Origin of the sequence: Halomonas korlensis, from assembly GCF_900116705.1 — a bacterium.
Classification (GTDB): Bacteria; Pseudomonadota; Gammaproteobacteria; order Pseudomonadales; family Halomonadaceae; genus Halomonas; species Halomonas korlensis.
On the sequence record NZ_FPBP01000002.1, the window covers coordinates 268,322 to 292,496 of the forward strand.

The 24,175-nt window shown below is 61.4% G+C and carries 26 protein-coding genes; 9 read left to right on the top strand and 17 right to left on the bottom strand.

What is annotated here, in order from left to right; all coding sequences use genetic code 11:
* Positions 1 to 28 precede the first annotated feature (28 nt).
* From BM341_RS03960 to BM341_RS04000, 10 genes are all read right to left on the bottom strand, one after another.
* Positions 29 to 925, bottom strand: coding sequence for a glycosyltransferase (locus tag BM341_RS03960; protein ID WP_089793123.1), 897 nt, complete (start codon positions 923 to 925; stop codon positions 29 to 31).
* Between the two features lie 73 nt (positions 926 to 998).
* Positions 999 to 1,670, bottom strand: coding sequence for an ABC transporter ATP-binding protein (locus BM341_RS03965; protein WP_245784149.1), 672 nt, complete (start codon positions 1,668 to 1,670; stop codon positions 999 to 1,001).
* Positions 1,667 to 3,163 carry an ABC transporter permease gene (locus tag BM341_RS03970; protein WP_245784150.1) on the bottom strand — a complete coding sequence of 499 codons (1,497 nt, stop codon included), beginning with the start codon at positions 3,161 to 3,163 and terminating at the stop codon, positions 1,667 to 1,669. The genes BM341_RS03965 and BM341_RS03970 overlap by 4 nt, the downstream gene beginning before the upstream one ends.
* Complete coding sequence (locus BM341_RS19185) at positions 3,163 to 3,306, bottom strand: hypothetical protein (RefSeq protein ID WP_175507790.1); 144 nt, start codon at positions 3,304 to 3,306, stop codon at positions 3,163 to 3,165. Before BM341_RS19185 ends, BM341_RS03970 begins: the two co-directional genes overlap by 1 nt.
* A gap of 658 nt (positions 3,307 to 3,964) precedes the next feature.
* Positions 3,965 to 4,171: a hypothetical protein gene (locus tag BM341_RS03975; RefSeq protein ID WP_089793128.1), complete on the bottom strand. Its 207-nt coding sequence runs from the start codon at positions 4,169 to 4,171 to the stop codon at positions 3,965 to 3,967.
* A gap of 283 nt (positions 4,172 to 4,454) precedes the next feature.
* Complete coding sequence (locus BM341_RS19775) at positions 4,455 to 4,808, bottom strand: type II toxin-antitoxin system PemK/MazF family toxin (RefSeq protein ID WP_089793130.1); 354 nt, start codon at positions 4,806 to 4,808, stop codon at positions 4,455 to 4,457.
* The gene (locus BM341_RS03985) at positions 4,805 to 5,038 is read right to left on the bottom strand and encodes a DUF2281 domain-containing protein (RefSeq protein ID WP_089793132.1); all 234 of its coding nucleotides are present in this window, start codon (positions 5,036 to 5,038) and stop codon (positions 4,805 to 4,807) included. The genes BM341_RS19775 and BM341_RS03985 overlap by 4 nt, the downstream gene beginning before the upstream one ends.
* A 284-nt stretch (positions 5,039 to 5,322) precedes the next feature.
* Complete coding sequence (locus tag BM341_RS03990; RefSeq protein WP_217646169.1) at positions 5,323 to 5,616, bottom strand: hypothetical protein; 294 nt, start codon at positions 5,614 to 5,616, stop codon at positions 5,323 to 5,325.
* A 133-nt stretch (positions 5,617 to 5,749) separates the two neighbouring features.
* Positions 5,750 to 7,015 carry a serine hydroxymethyltransferase gene (glyA, locus tag BM341_RS03995; RefSeq protein ID WP_089793134.1) on the bottom strand — a complete coding sequence of 422 codons (1,266 nt, stop codon included), beginning with the start codon at positions 7,013 to 7,015 and terminating at the stop codon, positions 5,750 to 5,752.
* Between the two features lie 157 nt (positions 7,016 to 7,172).
* On the bottom strand, positions 7,173 to 8,582 hold the full coding sequence (locus BM341_RS04000; protein ID WP_089793136.1) for a hypothetical protein: 1,410 nt from the start codon (positions 8,580 to 8,582) through the stop codon (positions 7,173 to 7,175).
* A 194-nt stretch (positions 8,583 to 8,776) separates the two neighbouring features.
* Between BM341_RS04000 and BM341_RS04005 the strand changes: the two genes are divergently transcribed.
* The gene (locus BM341_RS04005; protein ID WP_089793138.1) at positions 8,777 to 9,337 is read left to right on the top strand and encodes a hypothetical protein; all 561 of its coding nucleotides are present in this window, start codon (positions 8,777 to 8,779) and stop codon (positions 9,335 to 9,337) included.
* 131 nt (positions 9,338 to 9,468) lie between these two features.
* Here BM341_RS04005 and BM341_RS04010 read toward each other — a convergent pair whose 3' ends face one another.
* Entirely contained in the window at positions 9,469 to 12,063 is a 2,595-nt protein-coding gene (locus BM341_RS04010) for an ABC transporter permease (protein ID WP_245784151.1), read from the bottom strand.
* Positions 12,060 to 12,776 (bottom strand): ABC transporter ATP-binding protein, encoded by a 717-nt coding sequence (locus BM341_RS04015; protein WP_089793140.1) that lies wholly within the window; start codon positions 12,774 to 12,776, stop codon positions 12,060 to 12,062. Before BM341_RS04015 ends, BM341_RS04010 begins: the two co-directional genes overlap by 4 nt.
* Here BM341_RS04015 and BM341_RS04020 point away from each other — a divergent pair.
* From BM341_RS04020 to BM341_RS04030, 3 genes are all read left to right on the top strand, one after another.
* Positions 12,775 to 13,473 carry an arylesterase gene (locus tag BM341_RS04020; RefSeq protein ID WP_089793143.1) on the top strand — a complete coding sequence of 233 codons (699 nt, stop codon included), beginning with the start codon at positions 12,775 to 12,777 and terminating at the stop codon, positions 13,471 to 13,473. The genes BM341_RS04015 and BM341_RS04020 overlap by 2 nt on opposite strands.
* Before the next feature lie 61 nt (positions 13,474 to 13,534).
* Positions 13,535 to 13,798 carry a type II toxin-antitoxin system Phd/YefM family antitoxin gene (locus BM341_RS04025; RefSeq protein ID WP_089793145.1) on the top strand — a complete coding sequence of 88 codons (264 nt, stop codon included), beginning with the start codon at positions 13,535 to 13,537 and terminating at the stop codon, positions 13,796 to 13,798.
* Positions 13,795 to 14,142: a type II toxin-antitoxin system RelE/ParE family toxin gene (locus tag BM341_RS04030; RefSeq protein WP_089793147.1), complete on the top strand. Its 348-nt coding sequence runs from the start codon at positions 13,795 to 13,797 to the stop codon at positions 14,140 to 14,142. Before BM341_RS04025 ends, BM341_RS04030 begins: the two co-directional genes overlap by 4 nt.
* Here BM341_RS04030 and BM341_RS04035 read toward each other — a convergent pair.
* On the bottom strand, positions 14,127 to 15,035 hold the full coding sequence (locus BM341_RS04035) for a DMT family transporter (RefSeq protein WP_245784152.1): 909 nt from the start codon (positions 15,033 to 15,035) through the stop codon (positions 14,127 to 14,129). The two genes, BM341_RS04030 and BM341_RS04035, sit on opposite strands and share 16 nt — an antisense overlap.
* Entirely contained in the window at positions 15,032 to 15,301 is a 270-nt protein-coding gene (locus BM341_RS04040) for an Rdx family protein (RefSeq protein WP_089793149.1), read from the bottom strand. Before BM341_RS04040 ends, BM341_RS04035 begins: the two co-directional genes overlap by 4 nt.
* Positions 15,302 to 15,371: 70 nt before the next feature.
* Between BM341_RS04040 and BM341_RS04045 the strand changes: the two genes are divergently transcribed.
* The 5 genes from BM341_RS04045 (at position 15,372) to BM341_RS04065 (ending at position 20,940) form a co-directional block, all read left to right on the top strand.
* Complete coding sequence (locus tag BM341_RS04045) at positions 15,372 to 16,685, top strand: MFS transporter (protein WP_089793150.1); 1,314 nt, start codon at positions 15,372 to 15,374, stop codon at positions 16,683 to 16,685.
* Positions 16,686 to 16,808: 123 nt separating this feature from the next.
* The gene (locus BM341_RS04050) at positions 16,809 to 17,243 is read left to right on the top strand and encodes a PAS domain-containing protein (RefSeq protein ID WP_089793152.1); all 435 of its coding nucleotides are present in this window, start codon (positions 16,809 to 16,811) and stop codon (positions 17,241 to 17,243) included.
* 214 nt (positions 17,244 to 17,457) lie between these two features.
* Positions 17,458 to 17,658 (top strand): PA3496 family putative envelope integrity protein, encoded by a 201-nt coding sequence (locus BM341_RS04055; protein WP_089793154.1) that lies wholly within the window; start codon positions 17,458 to 17,460, stop codon positions 17,656 to 17,658.
* A 142-nt stretch (positions 17,659 to 17,800) separates the two neighbouring features.
* Positions 17,801 to 19,462: an energy-dependent translational throttle protein EttA gene (gene ettA, locus BM341_RS04060; RefSeq protein ID WP_089793157.1), complete on the top strand. Its 1,662-nt coding sequence runs from the start codon at positions 17,801 to 17,803 to the stop codon at positions 19,460 to 19,462.
* A 134-nt stretch (positions 19,463 to 19,596) separates the two neighbouring features.
* On the top strand, positions 19,597 to 20,940 hold the full coding sequence (locus BM341_RS04065; protein ID WP_089793158.1) for a DUF2254 domain-containing protein: 1,344 nt from the start codon (positions 19,597 to 19,599) through the stop codon (positions 20,938 to 20,940).
* Between the two features lie 44 nt (positions 20,941 to 20,984).
* On the opposite strand, the gene lpxL is transcribed toward BM341_RS04065, so the two are convergent.
* Genes lpxL through rpoS form a run of 3 tightly spaced genes read right to left on the bottom strand, consistent with a single transcriptional unit; the run spans position 20,985 to position 24,081 of the window.
* On the bottom strand, positions 20,985 to 21,905 hold the full coding sequence (lpxL, locus tag BM341_RS04070; RefSeq protein ID WP_089793160.1) for an LpxL/LpxP family Kdo(2)-lipid IV(A) lauroyl/palmitoleoyl acyltransferase: 921 nt from the start codon (positions 21,903 to 21,905) through the stop codon (positions 20,985 to 20,987).
* Between the two features lie 57 nt (positions 21,906 to 21,962).
* Positions 21,963 to 23,069, bottom strand: coding sequence for an alanine racemase (alr, locus tag BM341_RS04075; RefSeq protein WP_089793162.1), 1,107 nt, complete (start codon positions 23,067 to 23,069; stop codon positions 21,963 to 21,965).
* A 13-nt stretch (positions 23,070 to 23,082) separates the two neighbouring features.
* Positions 23,083 to 24,081 carry an RNA polymerase sigma factor RpoS gene (gene rpoS / locus BM341_RS04080; protein ID WP_089793164.1) on the bottom strand — a complete coding sequence of 333 codons (999 nt, stop codon included), beginning with the start codon at positions 24,079 to 24,081 and terminating at the stop codon, positions 23,083 to 23,085.
* Between the last annotated feature and the right edge of the window lie 94 nt (positions 24,082 to 24,175).

A 24,175-nucleotide genomic window follows, 5' to 3' on the forward strand; every position in this document is an offset into this window, starting at 1 on the left:
CACTTCTCTAGACTTTAAGTTAATAAAATTACTTAAATTTAAAAACCTTTGTTACATCAACGCCAGGAAACCTAACGTTTATCATCTCATTTACTTTAAGTGCTGACAAGCATTCAGCCTTTTTGAACTCATCTCTATTATATCGATAGCTATCATTGTATTCATGCGTCGACACTAAATAGCATGGTTCACGACTATCAATAACGGAAGGTACATATTCATCTATTTTAAGATGGTTGCCTTTAATACTCATGACAAAATCATGTAACCTGTAACGTCCCGAAACATACGCCAACCCTGCAGCTATAAATGGCTTTTTTTCTTTTATCAATATAAATGAATTTTCTTGATGCGACTTTCCCACATAATATCCTTTTGGGAAGGATACAGCATAACCAAAAAAAGCCAATTTTAAATAATTTTTTAACCTTGACACGTAATCATATGACACTGCATCATCGTCATCTAGTCTTGCTGTAATAACTGCACCTTTTTCATCTTTTAAAAGCTTCGCCGACAAAAGCTCCCTTTCAAACTTCACAGGATTAACATCTGCAGAGATAAAATAAGTATATATATATTTTCTTTTTTCCACGGCTTTATATAGTCTTTCTTTCCACTTGTCCGGCAAAAGGTCAGAGCAACGCAAGCACACTATAAACTCTTTATCTTCTTGGGCATCAAGAGATGGAAGACACAAGTTCTCAAATAAGCAAAACCGCTCTTCCATTCTTTCTTCATTAAATAAGAATCTAGCTTTTTTCTCAACATCCACTTTGCCATTTATTGCAGCTCCACCATGCTGCTGGAATGGATGCCTATCAGCTTGTATATGTGAAAACCGAACAAATATTACAATTTTTTCTTTTTTTATTTTACTGTTTTCTTTTTCAAAAATTTTTTCCCATTTTTCATCTTTACTCACGAAATCATCCTCTCATAATCAACCCGAAGTTAATTAATAAAAATAAATAAACCTCATGTTGCAAAAAACACTATCAGATTTCAATACTTCTATCACAAACCCTATTAACTTGGCCTTCAGAGTGAGATACAAGCAGCACAGACTGCTCGGAATGCAACTTCTTCATCATTTCAACTTCAGCTTTCTTCTTGAACTGCTTGTCTCCTACACTTAACACTTCATCTAAAAGCAGTACATCAGGCGTCATATACATTGCCACAGTAAAACCCAGCCTAGCACGCATTCCCGAAGAGTATGTCTTGACCGGTTCATATATGAAATCGCCGAGCTCAGAAAACTCAGCGATATCCTCCATACGAGCCTCGACCTGCTTGCGAGTATAGCCCATCAGCATACCGCTGATTATTGCATTATCGGTGCCAGGCAACTCAGAATCAAAGCCAGCCTGAAGGGTCAGCAAGGAAGCGGTAACGCCATAATTGACAATTACACCGCTGTCCGGCTGAATGATACCTGCTATTACCTTCAAGAGTGTCGATTTACCGGCGCCGTTGCGTCCGACGATTCCCAGCGTCTCACCCCGATGAATGTCGAAACTTATGCCTTCCAAAGCCTGGAAGTACTCGGGCTTACGGAAGAGCCCTCCCCGCCGCTTGTAGCGAACGCCGACATTGCGCAGGGAGATGATGACTCCCTTTTCTTCCGCTGTATCTGCCTCTTTGATTTCTTCAGCTATCCCCATCATTCAATCACCACCCTAGGGAATACCGGCTCGAGGCGCCGGTAGCTGACGATGACTATCATCAGGCCCAGTAGGGAGCCCAATGTCACCCAACCAAGACCGCTCCAGTCCGGCCACTGGTTCTCGAAAAAAATCTGCCGGTACTGGTAAAGAAGATTAGCCATGGGGTTGGCAAAAAATATCGATCGCCACTCCTCGGGGATGCGGTCTATGGTGTAGAAGATACCGCTGCTAAACAGCAGGAATTGGATACCAGTGGGAATCAGGTTGGTGAGATCGCGTACGAAGGGCACAATCATTGCCAAAAGACAGCTCACCACCGTCATCAGCAACAGCTGCACCAGCACGATGGGAATGAACGCCAGCCAGTGGATAGTCGGCGGCAGACCATATAGAACCAGAAATAGCCCCAGCATCGCAAATACCAGGCACTGTTTACCGGTATTCTGCACGATTCCTACCAAGGGGAAGAACAGCGGTGAGATGCGCACCTTGTGCATCAGGCCCTTGCCGCCCAAGATCGAATTGGAGGTCTGCTGCACCGTCTTTGCAAACCACTGGAAAGGCACCAGGCCAGTCAGCAGGTAGGCGATGAAGCCGGGCCCGCCCCGTTCCATCAGAACGCCGAACACGATGTAGAACACCGTCATATAGAGCACGGGGTCGAGGACCCACCACAGATAACGCAGATGGTTCTTGCTGGCCTCGCTCTTGAGGTTTAGACGCGCCTTGGTCCAGACCAAATCGATAAAGGTTCGCCAATCACGGCGCTGGGGCGGCGTGATGGTGTGCTCGGCCTCTTCTTCCGTGTCATCTTCGTCCTGTAAGCTTTCGAGCCAGGCATTGCCGTACTCCCGGGCGAGCCTCAGTTGCCGCGCCGAGCGTTCGTTGCCCATGGCCTGGGCGGCATCGGCCGCCCGTGTGAAACCTTCGGCATGCTGGGGAAAGCGCGCTCGCACCTCCGCCCAGCGTGCCAGGGCGGTTTCCCAGTCTTTAGCATACATGGCCAATTCGGCGTATTGCAGCCAGGGGGCGGGAGCGTCCTCAAACACCTCGCGAGCCAAGCGGTTGAACGCCATCGCGGTATCCAGCTCCCCGGCACTTTCGCTGACCTGAGCAGACTTCAGCAGAAGAGCCTGGCTTTCAGGAAAATCCGCCCGTGCCTGAGCCATCAGCGCCATGGCCTCGTCCAGCCGCTCCTGCTCGCAACGCAGGGTAGCCAGTTCCAGCACGGGGCCAGGCTGGTCGGGAAAACGCTTCCGTGCTGCGTTCAGCAGTTCCTCGGCCACCTCATACTGATCAACGTGTCGATGAGCCACCGCCGCCTGGACCCAGGCGGCCTCAACCTCGGGGTATACCTGACGCAGGATGCTCCAACGCTCGCAGGCCCTCTCCCAGTTACCGCTCTGCATGGCCTGTCGAGGCCAGCCAAGCACGCTTCGGGCCGGAGGGAGCGTTTCTCCCTTCAATGCTTCGGTCGCTACTTCCTCGTTCATCACAGGCAGGCTTTTACCAACTGGGTGAACTCGGCGGTCTTCAGTTTCACCTCGGCCGCCCTAGGCACCTCGCAGGGACTATAGAAGCCGGCGAAGCCGCGCAGTTGGCCGTAACGGGTCCGCTGGGTGTCGGTCACAAGCATCGTCTATGTAGCTCCTCGTAAAATGTCGCAGGAAAGCTGGTTATTCAGAGTAATCGGCATCAGCCAATGCTCATCGACCCATTGCCAAGCACAGCGGTCTTATGAAGCTAGTTTGCCGAGGCAACAGTAATTAAGAAACGGGTAAAACTCGCACCCAGCACGTCACGCAAGAAAGTGAAAGGTCGAAAATCAATAGGAATGCCAGCGCTGCCATCAGCTCCACTTCAGTTAATTACTTAATTAAAAGAAATTTGCGAGATTGCTAGCCGACAAGGGGGTTGCTATCCCTTTTCGTGATTAGCAGCTGCAGCGCCTATATCTGAACAAGTTAAATCAAGAAAATGCTTTTCTCAGGCTAAGCTTTTTAAGCTAGAGTTTTACTAAACTCAGCTAATAAAAAAAGCAAAAACTCACTATTGAGGAAAAGTCAACAAGGGTCAATCAATGTGTAATAGGCCCCAGGCGAAACGTCACAGGCACGCTACCGCCCGGGGATATTACGGGCGCATTCCCTTGCCCTCTTGAACGAGGATACCGCCGGAGCTGCGTTCAATGCCGGTATCGTTTGATGACGGCGTATTCTACGGAAAGGCGCCGTCAGTATCCATTCCGACGGCGCTGCGGGGGTTCGCGGGTCATTTCCTGAGCATGGGGTGCGCTAATGATTGCTCAGTCGCGATACACCGGCAAGCGGCGGCAGACGACCCCGACCTTGCTTGGCTTTCACGTCGGCTTCGATGGCGGCGGTGTCGCTGCCTTTGGCCATGACGTAGAGGATGTCGCAGATCCGACTGGCTATCTCTTGCCTGGCCTCTTCCTGCCCTTCCCGCTTGGTGTCATTGAGCAGCGATACCTCATCCCGCAACGCTCACTCCCGCACGAAAGCCAGCCGACGCGCTTCCCCGTCCGCACTGAGTTCGCGGATGCGGCTCCTGGCACTCTTGACGGGTTCGTGGCCAACCTTGGTCATGGTGAGTTCCTCCTGCCGGTGCGTGAAAAGGTGATCCAGGCGCTAGCAGGCCTTCTGGCAAGCCCAGGTGGTCGGTGGGGCAACAGTACCTGACGTATCCAGACCTCGAACGCTCGTCGCAGCCCGGATGCTCTGCGGCCTTGAGCCAGTCCAACAGGCTGCCCAACAAGAATCCTCGTTACTCGTCTTTGCATGTTATCCAGTGACCCAACCGATGTCTTAGATCGTATAACCTGGCCTCGGATACCGATCCCATCCGACCCAGCAGAAGTGAACCATCAAGCACCGCCAAACGAGAGAGTCGGAATACGCTAGTCACCTTGAGCCCAGTCGCACGAAGCTCCTCATCATCGAAACTCAGTACCCAATCTAGTTCTGGATGAGCATGACGCAGGCGAGAGGACACCATGCATACCAGCCAATCATCATGGAATTGATCAAGACGATGTAGCAGGAGTACCGGCCGCTTCTTGCTATGCGTTAGATCGGTATAGGGAAACGGCATCAGCGCAAGCTGGCCGGCACGCTTCATTGCCAGCGTTCCATGAGATCGTCTTCGGAGTAGATCTCCGGCTCGTCGTCTAACCCACGCATGGCTTGCTCGGCACTCATGGCACGAAACTGTTGCTCTGACCAATCGGCCTGCTCACCTTGCGCTGAATCGCTATGACGTTGTTCCAGAAACGCCACGAAATCCATGACCTCCTGCTGACGGAAGGCCGGCAGTCGGCTGATCTTAGCAACGAGTTCTTCAAGCTGCATTGAACTTACCTCTTAGAAGCCGCCCATGATGGACTTCAGCATAGCACAGCGCCCCCTGGCTTCCGTGGGCTCCACTCCATTAAGCCAACCTGGCTCAGATAATCGGTACGAACGGCACGCAGCCGCCCTGCATGGCGACGAACATTAGCATCGCGCTCAACTTACCCATCGAAATCAAAGCTCAAGTCCTCAGGCGCCAACCACGTACAATTCCTGGTCTTGCTTGACCAGGGCCAGCGGCAGAATGGCGGCGGCCTTGGCAAGCTCACCGGCAACCAGCGGGGTCAGTGCTTAGTTTCTGCCCGTAACCTGACGACCTCTTCCATGGAAAGCCCTGCAATCTCCGCGACCATCGCATCATTCATCTCGGTACGAACGATCAGATTACGAGCAGTCTCTTGCTTGGCTTCGTGACGGCCTTCAGCCTGACCTTCCCGCTTGGCGTCATTGAGCAGCGAGACCTCATCCCGCAGTGCCCGTTCCCGTACGAAAGCCAGCCGACGCGCTTCCTCGTCCGCACTGAGTTCGCGGATGCGGCTCATGGCACGCTTGACGGGTTCGTGGGCAACCTTGGCCATGGTGAGTTCCTCCTGCCAGTGCGTGAGGTGATTCAGGCGCGTAGCGGGCCTTCTGGCAAGCCCAGGTGGTCGGCCTTGTTCAGTTCGACAGGCTCATCTGCAAGATGCCCCCAGCGACACCTCGGGCTTACGTTCATCGATACACCGGCAAGCGGCGGCAGACGACCCCGACCTTGGCTTTCACGTCGGCTTCGATGGAGGCGGTGTCGCTGCCTTTGGCCATGACATCGAGGATGTCGCAGATCCAGCCGGCGAGCTCCTGGCACTCGGCCTCGGCGAAGCCGCGGGTAGTCACCGCCGGAGTGCCGATGCGCAGGCCCGAGGTGACAAACGGGCTCTGTGGGTCGCCGGGCACGGCGTTCTTGTTGACGGTGATGTGAGCGCGGCCCAGGGCGGCGTCGGCGTCCTTGCCGGTCAGGCCCTGCTTGATCAGCGAGAGCAGGAAGAGATGATCCTCGGTGCCACCGGAAACGACCTCGTAGCCACGCTTGATGAACACGCCGGCCATCGCCTGGGCGTTTTTCACTACCTGCTGCTGGTAGGTCTTGAAGCCAGGCTCCATGGCTTCCTTGAAGCAGATCGCCTTGGCGGCGATAACGTGCTCGAGCGGCCCGCCCTGCCCGCCGGGGAACACGGCGGATTGCAGCTTCTTCTCGATGTCGGCGTTGCCCTCGGACGAGAGGATCAGGCCGCCACGCGGACCGCGCAGGGTCTTGTGGGTGGTGGTGGTGACCACATGGGCGTGGGGCAGCGGGGTCGGGTAGACACCCGCGGCGACCAGGCCGGCCACGTGGGCCATGTCGACCAGCAGGAAAGCGCCTACGTCGTCGGCGATCTTGCGGAATCTTGCCCAGGCGATGATCTGCGAATAGGCCGAGAAGCCGGCGATGATCATCTTCGGCTGGTGCTCGCGGGCGAGGCGTGCCACCTCGTCGTAATCGATGTAGCCGCGCTCGTCGATGCCGTACTGCACGGCGTGGTAGTGCTTGCCGGAGAAGTTGGGCTTGGCGCCATGGGTCAGGTGGCCGCCGGCGTCCAGGCTCATGCCAAGGATGGTGTCGCCCGGCTTGATCAATGCCTGGAACACCGCGCCATTGGCCTGGGAGCCGGAGTGCGGCTGCACGTTGGCGTAGCTGGCGCCGAATAGCTGCTTGGCATAGTCGATGGCCAGTTGCTCGACGATATCGACGTTCTCGCAGCCGCCGTAGTAGCGTTTGCCGGGGTAGCCTTCCGCGTACTTGTTGGTCAGCTGGCTGCCCTGCGCCTCGAGCACGCGGGGGCTGGCGTAGTTCTCGGAGGCGATCAGCTCGATGTGCGCCTCCTGACGCGCGACTTCCTTTTGCATTGCATCGAACAGGACATCATCGAAACCGGCAATCTGCATGTCACGGCTGAACATCGGCGGAAACCCTCGCATCACGGAAGAAAACTGAGGCCTGCATGATACCCCAGCCTATGGCGCCTTTCACATGAAAGGCCGTCACGCACACCCGCCTCAATGCTCATGCGAGATCAAGTCAGATTGAAACACCGCCGCACTCACCGGCGGCCCAGCGTCAGCGCGTCTCGACCTGCATGGAAAGCTTGACCGGCAACGCCAGGGGGTCGGCGGAAAGCGCGTCGATCTCGCTGTCCGGGGGCAGCGTGAGACGAATCTCAAGCTCGCTGGCGCGCCCATCCATCATATCGACCAGGCCGGCCAGCACCGCGCCGATCTCCGGGCCAAGCATCATGCCGAAGCCCCGGGCCTGGGTACGCGCCTGGGCGATGAAGTCGGCCTCGCTCACGCCCTGGGTGGCGGCCATGATCGGAGCCAGGCGACCGAACAGCCCCTGGTTGGAGAGCACATTGGTAATCTCGCCGCCGAGGATCGTCAGGCCTTCGAGATCGTCGAGCCCCTCGATACCGGCCAGGTAGCGTTCGGGCTCGACGCCCTCGGGCAGCCTGACCGGCAAGTCCACGTCCAGGTTCCAGCGGAAGGCGTTGTCGGCATCGATGTGGCTGTCGCTGAGCAGGCGCGTCTCACCGTTGTCGGTTTCCCACTGCCCGGAAAAGACAGCGTCCATCAGCAGCTCGCCGCTGCCATCGGTCAGCACGTTGCTGGCCATGCGCAGCTGGGTACGCTCATCAACCGGGGCGAGCTCGATCATGCGCGCCAGGTCAAGCTTCAGGGCGTCGAGGCGCAACTCGCCACCCTCGGCCATGCTGCCGTCCGCCACCAGCCGTTCGAGGCTCGCGACCAGGTTGTCCGATTCGACCATGAGCTCGCGCATGTCGAGGCTGTCGAAGCGCTCATCGCCCTGTTGATCGAGCCCGGCGAGACCTTCCATTACCAGGCTGCCAACCGTGAAGCGACCGGTGCCGAGCTCGCTACCCCCTTCACCGTGGCCGGCGATGCCGCTGAGTTCCAGGCGGCCGATGGCCGACGGTGTCAGCTCAACGCCGTGCAGGCTCTCGATCTCGAGCCGGCCGCTGCCCTCGGCGTCGAGCTCGTCACCCAGATAGCGCCGCGCCGCCTCGGTGCTCATGTCGGCCGAGAGGTTGTCGACCTGCAGTTCGCCGATCGAGACCTCATTCGAGTGCAGCGATTCGTGGAAGGGAAACACCGCCCGGGAGGGCTCTTCCATGACGATGCGCTCGACTTCGAGCAGCGGCAGCTCGGTCAGCTCGTCGAGCACGCTCAGGCCCTCGAGATGCACCGAGTCGGGGCTGTCGTAGTCGCCGCGCACCTCGTAACGGTCGAGCAGCAGGCGCTCACCGGAATCGCTTTCGAAGCGGATCGCCTCGGCGCTGATGCGATTGCGCACCATCGCCTCGGAGACCTCGCCGATCTCAAGCTCGCCGCGGTCGGCAAACAGCGCCCGCAGATCGGCTTCCAGACGCTGGGCATCGGCGCTGGCCGTCGTGGCGGCAAGCAACAGGGCCAGGGCGGTCGCCGGCAAGGCCAGTGGGTGTACAGCGAACATGCGTGTTCTCCAGTGTTTTCAAAAGCATGTCAAGATCGAAAGTGCGTCAGGATCGACGATAAGCCACCGGCAGCGCGGCGGCTCTAAGACAGTTTATGCAAAGGCGGCCACGCCTGCCTATCCACCCCGTCTGCCTACCTGGCCGTTTGATAGGTGCGTGATAAGCTACCGACAGATCATTTACAAGGCATTTCATGACCATTCTACTCGACCCCAAGAACGACTATGTCTTCAAGCGGCTGTTTTCCGAAGCACCAGATCTCCTGGTGGATTTCGACCTGTTCACGGCTACAGAAGCCCAGCAACAGCAGGCCGTATGGCGTTTCGAGATGCGCGACGAGTCCCAGCCAGAGGTCACGCTGGGGAACATCCTGCAGATGAACCTGATCGAATTGGGAAAAGCAGACCGCTTGAACCTTGCCCCCGGCCCAATGGCCGCCTGGGTGACGTTCTTTGAGCACTGGCAGGAGGAATTAACCATGGCGAACGTTGTCCATGAACCCGTCAAGCAGGCCATGAGCCGTATTCGGCAGCTCAGCGCTGACGAGGAGGCCCAGCGCCTAGCGTTTGTGCGGGAGCGTGCCCTGCGCGACGAGGTGTCGTTGCTGAACGATGCAAAACGGGAAGGCCGTGTGGAAGTAGCGCGGAATCTGATTGCGATGGATTTACTGAGTAACGCTCAGATTGCTACCGCGTCAGGCTTAACGGAGGCAGAGGTTGAAGCACTTCATGATGAAGCACAGCAAGTCTCATAAGCCGTAACTCAACTCAGAACTGGTGAAGAACCCCACCGTTTGGCATTTGTATAGCCCACCATTCATTGAATAATCGCAATGGCGCGAACGCCCTTGAAGTCTGACCCCCAAGGGCGCGTCCCGATAGGCGCCTATGCCTCCCCGAGCAGGCCGAGGCTCGCCGCCGGGGCCTGACGACGCAGCCCGCGCGACAGCAGCTGGCCGATGGCGCCGATCAATAGCGCCCCGAACAGCGGCAAAATCAGCCACATGCCCCAGTGTATCCGCGGCACCAGGTCGAGCCAGACTATGTAAATACCCGCCGCGGCGAGTTCCGCGAGCAGCGCGCCCATCAGGCCGCTGGCGAGGCCGAGAATCGCGAACTCGGCGCCCTGCACGCGCGCAAGAAGCCGATTGCCGGCGCCGAACACGCGCAATAGGCCGCTCTCGTGGGCGCGCACCGGCCGGCTGGCGGTCAGCGCAGCATAGAGCACGCTGACCCCGGCCAGCAGCACGAAGCCGAGTACCAGCTCCACGGCCCGTGTTACCTGGGTGAGCACGTCGCGCACCTGGCCGAGGATGGCATCGACGTTGAGCAGCGAGACGCCGGGGAATTCCTGCACCAGCCTCCGCTGGGTCTCGGTTTCGCCATCTTGTAGGTGGAAGGCGGTGATGTAGCTATGGCCGAAGCGCTCAAGCACCCCCGGCGGGAAGATCACGTAGAAGTTGGGGCGAAAGCTGTCCCAGTTCAGGTTGCGCAGGCTGGTCAGCTCGCCTATGACTTCGGCGCTGCCGATGGTGAAGGTCAGGGTATCACCCAGCGCGAGTCCGAAGCGCTCGGCCAGGCCGTCCTCCATGGAGATCGGCACGCGCTCGACGCTGGCCTCGGCCTGCACCTCGCCGTACCAGCCGGCGTCGTCCTCCAGCGCGTCGAACCACTCCCCTTCCACCAGGCGATTGCCTTCGGGCAGGGTGTCCTGCCAGGTCAGGTTGAGCTCGCGGCGCAGGGCGTTGTCGCCCCGCGATTCCGCCGGCACTGCTTCACGGGGGTCCTGGTCATTGATGGCGGTGATACGTCCGCGCACCATCGGGTAGAGGGCGCTGCGGGCATCGGCCGCGCCTTCGAGCACCTCGGCAAACGCCTCGCGCTCGGCGGGCTGGATGTTGATGGCGAAGTAGTTGGGGGTATCCTCGGGCAGCTGGTCCTGCCAGGTGCTGAGCAGGTCGCCGCGCACCATGACGATCATCGCCATGGCGAAGAAGGTCACCGAAAACGCCAGCAGCTGGCCGAGGCTGGCACTGCGCCGGCGGGCCAGTTGCTGACCGCCCAGCCGCAACGCCTGCGCCAGGCCACCCTCCTGCCCGCCGCGGCGCGGCAAGGCGGAAGCGAGCCGAAGCACCCCGCCAAGCAAGAGGCTGCCGAGCCCCCAGAGCACGCCCAGCATCACCAGGCCGCCGACCAGCAGCCCCACCGAGAGCCACAGATCGCCGGAGTAGAGCCACAGCAAGCCGCCAAATACCAGGCTCGCCATCGCCAGCACCAGCCAGGCCGAGGCCGGCAGCGGGTCGAGCTCGCGGCGCAGCACCTTGAGGGCGCTGACCTTCTTCAATCGCAACAAGGTGGGTCCGGCGAAGCCGACCAGCACCGCCAGGGCGGTAAACACGCCCATCAGCAGCGGCAGCAGGCCCGGGGGTGGCAGCTCCAGCGACAGGAAGGTAGACAACAACCGCAGCAGCGCGGCCTGGCCGATCAATCCCAGCACCGCGCCGACCGCCGAGGCGGCCAGCGCCAGCCACAGCAGTTGCAGCGAGAACAGCCGGACCAGCTCGGCCTGGGTGGCGCCGAAGCAGCGCATCAGCGCCGCGGTATCCAGGTGACGATCCACGTAGCGCCTTGTCGCCATGGCCACCGCGACCCCGGCCAGCAGCACCGCCGCGAGCCCGGCGAGGCTCAGGTACTTCTCGGCACGCTCCAGCGCGGAGCCGAGCTGGGGCCGGTCGCGCGTCACGTCCTGGACTTCCACCCCCTCACGGCGCAGCCGCTCGACGAGCGGCGCCACGCTCTCCACCGCCTCCGCCGGGCCGGCGGCCAGCAGCTCGAACTCGACCCGCGAGCCCTCCTGGACGAGGTCGGTAGCGTCCATGTCGTCGATGTGCATCATCAACCGGGGATTGAAGCTGCCGAAGCCGGCGGACTGGTCCGCCTCACGCTCGATCAGCCCGCCGACCGCGAGTTCCGTCTGGCCGACATTGACGCGGTCGCCGACCTCCACCTCGAGCAGCTGGGCCAGACGTGGCGCCAGCCACACCTCGCCCGGCGAGGGTCCGTGAGCAAGCAACTCGACGCCCTCGCCAAGGTCGACGCGGTTCTGGCCGTAATGCGGGTAGACGCTGTCGACGATCTTGAGGCTCGCGGGCTGGAACGCCTGGTCATGGCGGATCATCGAGACCATATCGACCTGGTCGCTGAGCGTGAGGCCGGCCTCCTCGAGGGTGCGGCGCAGCTCGGGGTCGAACGGGCGGCTCTGCTCCAGCACCAGGTCACCGCCGAGCAGCTGCCCGGCCTGGCGGGTCAGGCCGCGGTCGAGGCGGTCAAGAAAGAAGCCGATCATCGTCGAGGCGGCGACCGCCAGCGCAAGCGCCATGAACAACGCGCGCACGTCGGCGGCGCGCAGGTCGCGAATCAAGCCGCGGGCCGAGAGACGCAGCATCCGCGTGCCTGTCGCCATCCGGGTCGGTTGGCTCATGCGCTGACCTCCTCGGGCATCCGCTCGACCAGCCGGCCGCCTTCGAGATGCAGGCAGCGGTCGCAGCGCCTGGCCAGGGCATGATCGTGGGTCACCAGCACCAGGGTGGTGCCCGCCTGGTGGTTGAGGTCGAACAGCGCCTCGATGATGCGCTCGCCGGTGGCAGGGTCGAGGTTACCCGTGGGCTCGTCGGCGAATACCAGCTCGGCGCCGGTGACGAAGGCGCGGGCCAATGCCACACGCTGCTGCTCGCCGCCGGAGAGCTGCTTGGGCAGATGGTTCAGCCGCTCGCCGAGCCCCACGCGGGTCAGCCAGTCGCGGGCGCATTGCTCGGCATCGGGCTGGGGCGAGAGTTCCAGCGGCAGCAGCACGTTCTCCAGCGCCGTGAGGGTCGGCAGCAGTTGGAAGTTTTGGAACACGAACCCGACCCGGCCGGCGCGCAGCCGCGCCCGTCCGTCTTCGTCCAGCGCCGCCAATGACTGGCCGAACAGCGACAATTCGCCGCGCGTCGGCGCGTCGAGCCCGGCCAGCAGCCCCAGCAGCGTCGACTTGCCCGCCCCGCTCTGGCCGAGGATGGCCACACTTTCGCCAGGGAACACCGTGAGCCTGAGGTCACTCAGAATCGTGAGGCGCCGTTCGCCGCTATCGACCTCCTTGACGAGATGGTCGGCGTGTAGAATCGGCGTGACATCCGTTCGAGAGGCATTGGTCATGGTGAGAGCATTCCCTGTAGGTCTGGTTGGCGCTGTCGTGAGGCGGACAGTGACACGAGCGACGGCCCGGTGGCTGGTGGTATTGCTGGCACTGGTCGCGGCCCCGGCGATCGCCGAGCCGCGCCCGGTGATCCTGATCATGGGAGACAGCCTGAGCGCCGCCTATGGCATCGAACAAGAAGCGGGCTGGGTCGGGCTGCTCGAAGCGCGCCTGGACACCACGGCCAAGGTGATCAATGCCAGCATCAGCGGCGAGACCAGCAGCGGCGGCGCCAGCCGGCTTCCCGAATTGCTCGGACAGCACGAGCCGGACATCGTTCTATTAGAACTCGGCGGCAACGACGGCCTGCGTGGCCTGCCCCCGACCCAGTTCGAGGCCAACATGCGCCGCATGATCGAGGCGAGCCTGGCGGTTGATGCCGAGGTGGTGCTGCTCGGCATCGATATTCCGCCCAACTATGGTCAAGCCTATCGCAATGCCTTTGCCGACGTCTTCGTTCGGCTGGCCGACGACTACGATCTCCCGCTGCTGCCCTTCCTGCTGGAAGACGTGGCGCTGGTCGACGGGCTGATGCAGGACGATGGCATCCACCCCACCACCGAGGCGCAGCCGATCATCCTCGACAACGTCTGGCCGGTGCTCGAACCGCTGCTGGAACGCAATGGCACCGATATCGCCGAGCAGGCGGTCGAGTAGCGAGCGGTCTATTCTTGGTCTATATTCTGACCATTGGATACCCAACAGCGGGGCACGCGCCATGCGCACCGAAACCATCAGCTACTTGAAACAGAATGCCGCGACGTTGGATGTCGAGGAGCCATTAATCATCACCCAGAAGGGCAAGCCGACCTATGTGGTGGAATCCTACGCCGCCCACGAGCGTCGCGAGCAGGCCATCGCCCTGCTCAAGCTGTTGAGCCTGGGCGAGAAGAGCCGCGAGGAAGGCAAGACCATGAGCGCCGAGCAGTTCATGGAGCGCGTAAAAACGCGCCATGCTTCCAGGCGAGGTGATGCGGAGTGACACCACACTGGCATGTGGTATTCGAGGAAACGGCGAATGCCTCCCTGGAAGCCTGCGAAAACTTTCTGCTTGATCGGCTCGAGCTTGAAGTGAGCCAGGTCGAGGACATCGCCATCGGCTTGATCGCAACTAGCCTGGAACGACTAACGCAAAGGCCGGAGACCTATCCTGCCTCCCGCCTCGCGCTGGAACTGGGTATCAGTCACTTTCGTGAACTCCTTATCGATAACTACCGCGTCATCTATCGTTATTGGCCCGAGCAGGGGCAAGTATCGGTCTACCTGTTCGCCCACCAGCGCCAAAATTTCAAGCAGCTGCTGTTCGAATATCAGCTGCTTTCCTGAACGGCTAGAGCCGGACTTTTCTGCCATTGCTGGAGCCCCAGTCCGCCAAGGATCAGCACCAACCCGATCAGGGTCGAGGGCAAAATCGGTTCGCCGACGACGAGAAACAGCAGCAGCAGCGACACCGGTGGCGAGAGGAAGATCAGGTTCGAGACCTTGGCGGTGCGCGAGACCCTGTGGACTGCCAGCTGCCAAAATACGAAGGCGATGCCCATCTCGAACAACCCCACGTAGACGCCTGCGCCGAAGGCCAGCGCGCCATGCCATTGCAGGCCGGGGCCGACCAGCAACAATACCGTGAGCACCGGCACCCCGACGCTGAAGTTCTGCCACTGGGCGACCAGCGGCGAGCGATGGTCGCGCGCGTTGAGCAGCCAGTAGAGCGCCCAGATCAGCGTCGAGGCCAACGCACAGGCCACGCCCAGCGGGTCGGCGAAGGCGACATCGAACACTTTACCGCGTGTGGCGATCACCCAGACTCCCGCATAGGCGACCAGCCCGGCCAGCACGTCCATGCGCGTGATACGCTGACCGAGCAGCGGCACGGCAAGAAAGGCCATGGCCAGCGCCCAGGTGTAGTTGAGCGCCATCGCCTCCTGGCCGGGCAGCCGGTCATACGCGGCGAACAGCACCAGATAATAGGCCACCGGATTCATTAGCCCGGCCCAGGCGGCGGTGCGCCAGCCTCCCCTCAGCGCCTCACGCAGCCGCCCCTGGCGCGCTACCAGCACGCCCATCAGCGCCCAGGACACCAGCGATGCCAGCCACATCAGCTCCAATGGGCCCATGTAGCCCAGCGCCACCTTGAAGGCGGTCGCCACCGTCGACCAGAGCGCCACCGCGCCCAGGCCATAGAGCATCGCCTGACGATCCTGATCGGCGACCAGGCTCATCGATCGATATGCCCCAGATCGCGTGATGGATCGAGGCGGTCGCGCACGGCCTGCTTAAGCGGTTTGATATCAGGAAAGCCGCCGTCGCGCTTACGCTCCCAGAGCGACTCGTTATCGTAGAATATCTCGAAGTATCCGCCGTGGGAGGGCACCAAGGCGACCTCGTCGAGCAGCTCGCCGAAGGTGGACAGCAGCTCCTGAGCGTACCAGGCGCTGCGCAGCAGCCACTGGCACTGTGTACAGTAGTGAATGCGAATGCGTGGCATGGCAACCTCCGTGTTGTGACGATAGTGGTTCAAACGGACCTTACCCGATGATAACAGCCAGGACCCGACGATGGCCTCTTCCCCTATCAGTCAGACCCATCTCTATGAATGGCTTACCGGCGACGAGGACAGCCGGATGTGCCAGGACATTCCCGACGAGGCCTGCGAGGAGCAGCCTCGCCACTTTTTTCTTCACCTTGTGGCGGCACTCGGCAACAAGCTGGCCGATGAGCTTTCCAGCGCGAGGCTGGTATTGCCCTGGCTACTGGGGGTGATCGGTGCCCCACTGTGGATGGTCGGGCTGCTGGTGCCGATTCGCGAGTCCGGTGCCCTGCTGCCGCAGCTGTTCGTGGCGGGCTTCATCCGCCTGAAGCCGCGGCGCAAGTGGGTCTGGGTCGTCGGTGGCGCCTTGCAGGCGCTGGCCGCGGTCGCCCTCGCCCTGCTGGCGCTGGTCGGCCAGGGCGGGGTCGGTGGTGCCTTGGTACTGTTGGCCCTGGTCTTGCTGTCGCTGGCCCGGGGGCTGTCATCGATCGCCACCAAGGACGTGATGGGCAAGACGATCGCCAAGCAGCGCCGCGGCAACCTGATGGGCTGGAGCGGCAGCGTGGCCGGTGCAGTGACCCTGCTGGCCGGCGCCGTGTTGATGCTGTTCGACGAGCGTCCGGGTGAGCTCGCGCTTGCCGTGCTGTTGGGTGTGGCGGCCGCGGGTTGGGCGCTGAATGCCTTGTGCGCGGCGCGTATCCACGAAACGCCAGGTGCCGTGGAGGGCGGCGAGAGTATCCGCGACAGCTTGATGCTGGGACTGCGCCTGCTGCGCGAGGATCGCACCTTCCGGCATTTCAATATTGCGCGCGGCCTGCTGCTCTCAAGCGCCCTGGCCCTACCCTACGTGGCCCTGCTCGGCCAGCGTCAGAGCGGTGCCGAACTCGGCGGGCTGGGCATCCTGATCGTGGTGTCGGGGCTTGCCGGGATGCTGGCGAGCCCCCTCTGGGGCAAGCGTGCCGATGCCTCCAGCCGGGTCGTCATGCGTGATGCCGGCCTGGGGGCGGCGGCCGGCTGTTTGCTCGGGGCGGCTATTGCCTGGTTGCCGGGCGCCTGGACTGAAACGGTCGTCCCCTATGCGCTGGTCTATGCCTTGCTGGTGATCGTGCATACCGGCGCTCGCCTGGGCCGCAAGACCTATATCGTCGACATGGCTGGAAGCGACAATCGAGCGCTCTATGTGGCGCTGTCCAATACCTTTACCGGCGTGCTGATGCTGGTGTTGGGCGGTGTCGTCGGGGCGCTGGCACAGTGGCTTGGACCCGCGGCACTGCTGGTGTTGCTGGCGATCATGGCGCTGGCCGCAGCGGTGAGCGCCCAGCGGCTCGACGAGGTGGAATAGGCGCATTGCGCCTCACGCGTTGAAATCCCGTCCGCGCCTCGCCATGATGTTAGCAGACACTGGTATGTGCTGATGTCGCCACCCCTGGCGACCAGAACAGGATTCGCGACAGGAACGCCCAGAATGAAACGATCCCCCTTGATCAGCCCCGAACTGCTGGAACGCATCATCGATGCCTCGGAAGACGGCATCGTGGTCGCCGAGCAGGAAGGCGACGAAAACATCCTGATCTACGTGAACAAGGGTTTCGAGCGCCTGACGGGCTACAGCACCGACGAGATTCTCTATCGCGATTGCCGTTTCCTGCAGAACGAGGACCGCGACCAGCCGGGCCTGGCTGCTATCCGCCAGGCGCTAGCCGAAGGCCGCCCCTGTCGCGAGGTGCTGCGTAACTATCGCAAGGACGGCACCCTGTTCTACAACGAGCTCTCGATCACCCCGGTATTTGACGAAGACGACAACCTCACTTATTACATCGGCGTTCAGAAGGACGTGACCGAGCGCGTCGAGGCGCAGCTCGAACTCGAGCGCCTCAAGCAGCAACATGGCATCGAGTGAAGTTCCGGCCTTCGAGTGAACCTCACACGACGTCGCACGATAACAATCGACACAAAAAATACGCCGCCAGGCCTTGCCCTTCCCTCCATCTCGCTATATATAGCCAGCAGGCAACCGTAGTTGCCCGATAACGCTTCATGTCCCGGCATTCGGACGAGAAGCGATGACGAATGTTATGGGCCCCTCATCAACTGGGGCTCGGGGAGGATATCGAATGAGCCGCAGCACCCTGGTCAACGATTTGCTGGACGACGAGCTGGATACCCACGAGGCGATGAACGACGACGATTACGGCCGTTCACGCCCCAGCAGCCGAGCCGATACCCTGCGCGCGCGACGGCGTGTCGAGGCACTGCTGGAAGACCGCCGCCTGCGCCGCGCCATCGAGGATGACTGGCGCCTCGAGGAAGAATAGACGGGACAAGCAGGACAAGGCGCCACCGGCATCGCGGCGGCGTCGCGCGATTTCCCCAGGGCCGGCCGTGACGAGGCTGGCCTTTCCCCGGCCCGGCCACTATCATCATGGCCACTGACATCCCCCAACCAAATGGCTTTCCATGGCGCAATACGTCTACACCATGAACCGGGTGGGCAAGGTCGTGCCCCCCAAGAAACATATCCTCAAGGATATCTCGCTGTCCTTCTTCCCGGGTGCCAAGATCGGCGTGCTGGGCCTGAATGGCTCCGGTAAGTCGACGCTGCTGCGCATCATGGCCGGCGTCGATACCGAAATTGAAGGCGAGGCGCGTCCGATGCCGGGCCTCAACATCGGCTACTTGCCCCAAGAGCCCCAACTCGACGACGAGAAGAACGTCCGCGAGACCGTGGAAGAGGCGCTGGGCGAGATCAAGCAGGCCCAGGAAAAGCTCGACGCCGTCTATGCCGCCTACGCCGAGCCGGATGCCGACTTCGACGCCCTGGCTGCCGAGCAGGCCAAGCTCGAGAATCTCATCGAGGCGTCCGACGCCCATAACCTCGAGCGCAAACTGGAAGTCGCCGCCGAAGCGCTGCGCCTGCCGCCCTGGGAAGCTCGTGTCGGCAATCTATCGGGTGGCGAGCGGCGCCGCGTGGCGCTATGCCGTCTGCTGCTTTCCAACCCGGACATGTTGCTGCTCGACGAGCCCACCAACCACCTGGACGCCGAATCGGTGGCCTGGCTGGAGCGCTTCCTGCATGACTACTCCGGCACCGTCGTAGCTGTCACCCACGACCGTTACTTCCTTGACAACGTGGCCGGCTGGATTCTCGAACTCGACCGTGGCCAGGGCATCCCCTTCGAGGGCAACTATTCCCAGTGGCTCGAGGCCAAGGAGCAGCGCCTGGAAAAAGAGGCCAAGCAGGAGGCCTCGAAGAACAAGGCGATCAAGCAGGAGCTCGAGTGGGTGCGCAGCAATGCCAAGGGCCGCCAGGCCAAGAGCAAGGCGCGCCTCAACCGCTTCGAGGAGATGCAGTCCGGCGATTTCCAGAAGCGTAACGAGACCAACGAGATCTACATTCCGCCCGGTCCGCGCCTGGGCGACAAGGTCATCGAGTTTCACGACGTGGCCAAGGCCTTCGATGGCCAGTTGCTCTACGAAAACCTGTCGTTCAGCATTCCCAAGGGCGCCCTCGTCGGCATCGTCGGCGGCAACGGTGCCGGCAAATCGACGCTGTTCAAGCTGATCACGGGCCAGGAAAGCCCCGATGCCGGCGAGGTAGTGCTCGGCGACACGGTCGACATCGCCTACGTCGAGCAGTTGCGCGACGCGCTCGACAACAAGCAGACGGTGTGGGAGGCGGTCTCCGACGGCCAGGACATGCTCAACATCAATGGCTACGAGGTATCGTCGCGGGCCTATGTCGGCCGCTTCAACTTCAAGGGCAACGACCAGCAGAAGCGCCTCTCGGAGCTCTCGGGCGGTGAGCGTGGTCGTCTTCAGCTCGCCCAGACTCTCAAGCAGGGCGCCAACGTGCTGCTGCTCGACGAGCCATCCAACGACCTGGACATCGAGACCCTGCGTGCGCTGGAAGAAGCCCTGCTGGCCTTCCCTGGCTGCGCCATGGTGATCTCCCACGATCGCTGGTTCCTCGACCGTATCGCCACCCACATCCTCGCCTTCGAGGGTGAATCGCAGGTCGAGTTCTTCGAGGGCAACTATACCGAGTACGAGGCCGATCATCGCAAGCGGGTCGGTAACGATACCCCGCACCGCATGAAGTACAAGCGTATTGACGCCTGATGGCTCGCTGGCCATGCTGAGCCATTAGCCCCGTCTGTTCTTTCAGGCGGGGCTTCTTTTCGTTTAACGCATTTTCCGGTTCGCGCTGACCGCTTTTGCACCCCCCGTTCGTGTCGCCCTGCAAGGATGTCTCGATGATCGCTCCGCTCCACTACCCGCTGCAGATCACCAAGGCGTTTCGCCAGAGCATTGCCTATCTGCCCAGCCTGCTGGCGCTGGGCTATTTCCTGGTGGGATTGCTCGCGGTGGTACCGCGCGAAGGGTTCATCTCGATGCCCGGCTGGCTCGAGTTCGTGCGCTTCAACGATACCGACACCTTGCGCACGCTGCTCTCGACGCTGATCGCCGGCATGATATCGCTGGTGGTGTTCAGTTTCTCGATGGTGATGTCGGTGCTCTCCCAGGCCGGTGGCCAGTTTTCGCACAAGCTGGTCTTTGGCCTGGTGACCGAGCGCCACCATCAATGGGTGCTGGGCAACTATCTGGGCACCATCCTGTTCATCCTGATGCTCCTGATGGTGCCGGAAAACGGCGGGTCTCCCGGCACATGGCGCTCGCTTGCCGCCTATCTGGGGGTGGCCATGGTCATCCACTGCCTGGCCCTGTTCGTCTACTTCATTCACAAGACGTCCCAGACGGTGCAGGTCAATTCGGTAGTCGCCGGCCTGCATCTGGCCACGAGCCGATCGCTGGCTAAACTGAAGCATCGCCAGCAGTCGCCCCGCTTCGCGCGGGTGCCCGCCTCGACACCCGCTTCGATGTCCGCATCGCATTCACTTCACGAGATCCGCTCACGCCAGACGGGATTTATCCAGAACGCCAATTTCGCCAAGCTCGCCGAACTTGCCGCCCGCATCGATGGCGTCATTTATCTGAACTTTTCTCCAGGCGACTTCACCCTGGACGACTTCCCGCTGCTGTATGTCGACGCGTCCACCGAGCCCGATCCCGACTGGGCCGACGAGGCGCGGGGGCATATGCTCTATGGCGAGGGTGAGTCGATTCAGGACATACACGTTCATGGCCTGACGCAGCTGATGGAAATGGCCGTCAAGGCCCTGTCGCCCGGCATCAACGACCCGGGCACCGCACGCCTGTGCATCAACCAGCTGACCGACTTGCTACGCCGCCGGCTGAATTTCACCCCCTGCAACGCCATGCTCGACCATGAGGACCGCTTGCGCGTCACCTGGCCGGCGGAAAGCTTCGAGAGCCTGATCTACCGGGTGTTCTCGCCGATTCTCCACTACGGCCACGATGACATAACTATCGGTTTGAGCCTGCTCAAGGCGTTGAAGAGCCTCTCGCTGTATGCCGAAGGGGCGGAGCGAGCGTTGCTGCAAGCCTATGCCGAGCGGGTCATCGGCGCGCTGGCCGAGGCCGCCGACCACCGGCTGGATCGCGACTTCATCAACGCACGCCTGAACAGCGGCGAGCATCGCCTCGAGCTTCCCGACCAGCTCGGTTTTCGTGAATAGAGCATCGCGAATAAGCCCATCGCAAAGGAGCCATCGAGAATAGGCTATCGCGAATAAAGCCGCGGCTCGCCTTTGGGGCGGGTCTTGAAGCGCCGATGCAGCCAGAGATACTGCTCGGGATGCTTGCGGATGGCCGCTTCGATGACGGCGTTGATGCGAGTGGCGTCGACCACGTCGTCGCCACTGGGAAAGTCTTCCAGGGGCGGCAGGTACTCCATGGTGTAGGTGCGGTCATCCGGGTTGCGATGAAAGATCAACGGTATCACCGGCGCGCCAGTCATCTGCGCAATACGCCCAGTCATTCTGACCGAAGCCGCCTGAATCCCGAAGAAGGGCGCGAAGACACTGGGCTTGCGGCCGAAGTCCTGGTCAGGCGAATACCAGACGCAGTGCCCGGCCTTGATCCGCCTGACCACGCCGCGCAGGTCGTGGCGGTCCAGGGTGACGTCGAAGTAATCCTGACGGGCGCGACCCATGAAGCGATCGAAGAGCGGGTTGTTGTGGGGGCGATAGACGGCGTCCGCGCGGAAGAAGAGCGAATGCAGCGCCGCGCCCAGATCGAGAGTCGAGAAATGCATGCCCAGAATCAGCGCGCCCTGCCCCTCGCGTTGCAACCGCGCCATGTGCGCCTGGCCCTTGAAGACAACCCGATGACGCAGGTGCTCGGGATCGCGACACCAGGCCGTGGCGGTCTCGAGGATACCGATGCCGTTGGCCCGGAGCGTCTCCTTGACCAGTGCCTGCTGCTGCGCCTCGCTTAGCTCAGGAAAACACAGCCGAATATTGGTCTCGGTGATGCGACGCCGCCGCCCGGCGAATCGTCGGGCCAGGCGACCGATAAGCGTGCCGGTCCACAGCTTGAGCCGCCAGGGCAGCCAGGCGGCAACGTGCATGGCGCCGATGGCCAGCCAGGTGGCCCAATAGCGCGGATGGAAAAACGAAAGGGGTCGGTCGTTACGTGGCATGCCCTGGCCCGATGACGTTGAGGACGTTGGAGGCGTTGAAGAAAAAGCAGTAAGCGCTCAATCAGCGCCGCCATGATACCGTCTCGGCACCCGCGGCAGCACCCCGGTCAGCAGGGTGTAGCTGATGGTGTCGCAGTGACGGGCCACCTCGTCGACGGACAGCACCTCTCCCGTCGCGGCGCGACCCCACAACACCACTTCGCTGCCGATATCGGCCTCGGGAATGTCGGTGATGTCGACCGTCAGCATGTCCATCGACACCTTGCCGACGAGGGCCGCGCGTCGCCCCGCCACCAGCACCGGCGTGCCGTCTGCGGCGTGGCGGTCGTAGCCATCGCCATAGCCGCCGGCCACCACGGCGATTCGCGAGGGACGAGGCGCCTTCCAGCGCCCGCCATAGCCCACCGGCTCACCGGCGGCGAGCGTCTGCACGGCAATAATCGCCGAGCGCAGCGTCATGACCGGCCGCAGCTGGCGGCTCGTCGCGTTGGAGGCTTCCAATGGATCGCTGCCGTAGAGCATCACCCCGGGGCGATTCCAGGCGCCGTAGGCCTGGGGCCAGGCCAGCGTCGCCGGCGAGTTGGCCAGGCACAACGGTGCGTCGAGCCGCTCGGCCAGCTTGCTCAGCACGGCCATCTGTTGATGGAAATAGCCAGGCTCCATGGCGTCGGCGGTCGCGAAGTGGCTCATCAGGTGCAGGTCGCACGCCTGCGCCGACGCTGCAGCCAGCCGCGCCCATACCGCCTCGGCGCGGTGGGGAGCAAAGCCCAGGCGGTGCATGCCGGAATCGACCTTGAGCCAGACCGGAATCGGGTGAGCGGGACGATAGGCGAGCAGCGCCTCGACTTGCCAATCGCTGTGCACGGCCATCCATAGATTCAACGCCTCGACATCGCCGAGCTCTGACGCCTCGAAGATGCCCTCCATCAGCACAATGGGGGTGGTGATGCCCGCCATGCGCAGGCTCGCGGCCTCCTCCAGACTGGCCACGGCAAAGGCCGGAGCCAGGCCATCGAGAGCGCGAGCGCAGGCAATGGCGCCGTGCCCGTAGCCATCGGCCTTGAGCACGGCGAGCGTTCGACTGTGGGGAGCGAGGCCGCGAGCGAGGCGGTAATTGTGCCGCAGAGCGTCGAGGTCGATATCGGCGTTCAACGGCCGGCTCATGCCAGGCGTTTCCTCATTCGAAGATCGCGTCCAGCGACAGTCCCTGCTTGTCGAGGACTCGACGCAGCTTCTTCAAGGCCTCGACCTGGATCTGCCTGACCCGTTCGCGTGTCAGGCCGATCTCCTCGCCTACCTGCTCAAGCGTGGCCGCCTCATGCCCGCGCAGGCCGAAGCGGCGCACGACCACTTCCATCTGCTTTTCGGTAAGCTCGGCGAGCCAGTCGTCAACATGCTGCTTGACGTCGCCGTCGACCAGGCAGGATTCAGGGCCCTGGTCGTTGTCGTCGGCCAGCGTATCGATCAGCGGCTTGTCACTTTCGCCGCCCATCGGATAGTCCACCGACGACACACGCTCGTTGAGGCCCATCATTTTCTTGACGGCATCCACCGGCTTGTCGAGATAGTCGGCGATTTCCTCGGCAGTGGCCTCATGATCGAGCTTCTGGGTCAGCTCGCGTGCTGCCCGCAGATAAATGTTGAGTTCCTTCACGACATGGATCGGCAGGCGAATCGTGCGGGTCTGGTTCATCAGCGCGCGCTCGATGGTCTGGCGAATCCACCAGGTGGCATAGGTCGAGAAGCGAAATCCGCGCTCGGGATCGAATTTCTCGACGGCGCGTATCAGCCCCAGGTTACCCTCCTCGATCAGGTCGAGCAGCGTCAGGCCGCGGTTGAGATAACGTCTGGCGATCTTGACCACCAGACGCAGGTTGGACTCGATCATCCGCGAGCGGCCCATCGGGTCGCCCTGCTGGGAGAGGCGTCCGTAAAAGACCTCCTCTTCCGGCGTCAAGAGCGGCGAGAAACCGATCTCGTTCAGATAGATCTGGGTGGCATCGAGACTATGATGATGACGGTCCTCACGATTCAGCGCCTTCTCGAAGGCTGTCTCGTCGACGCTGGTTACCTCATCAAGTCGCGGTTCTTCCTCCTCTCTCTCGATGGCGTCATCATCGGCCTCTTCGATCTTGTCGAGATTCACATCCTGAAGATCCCGTTCAAGCATGCTCATCAATAGCTACCCCGTGGTTGCGTCCAAGAGCCGCTAGTCCCTTGGCGGATGGATCGGCGCAAACATTTTTTGGTGTGGCTCAGCGACGCGTCGG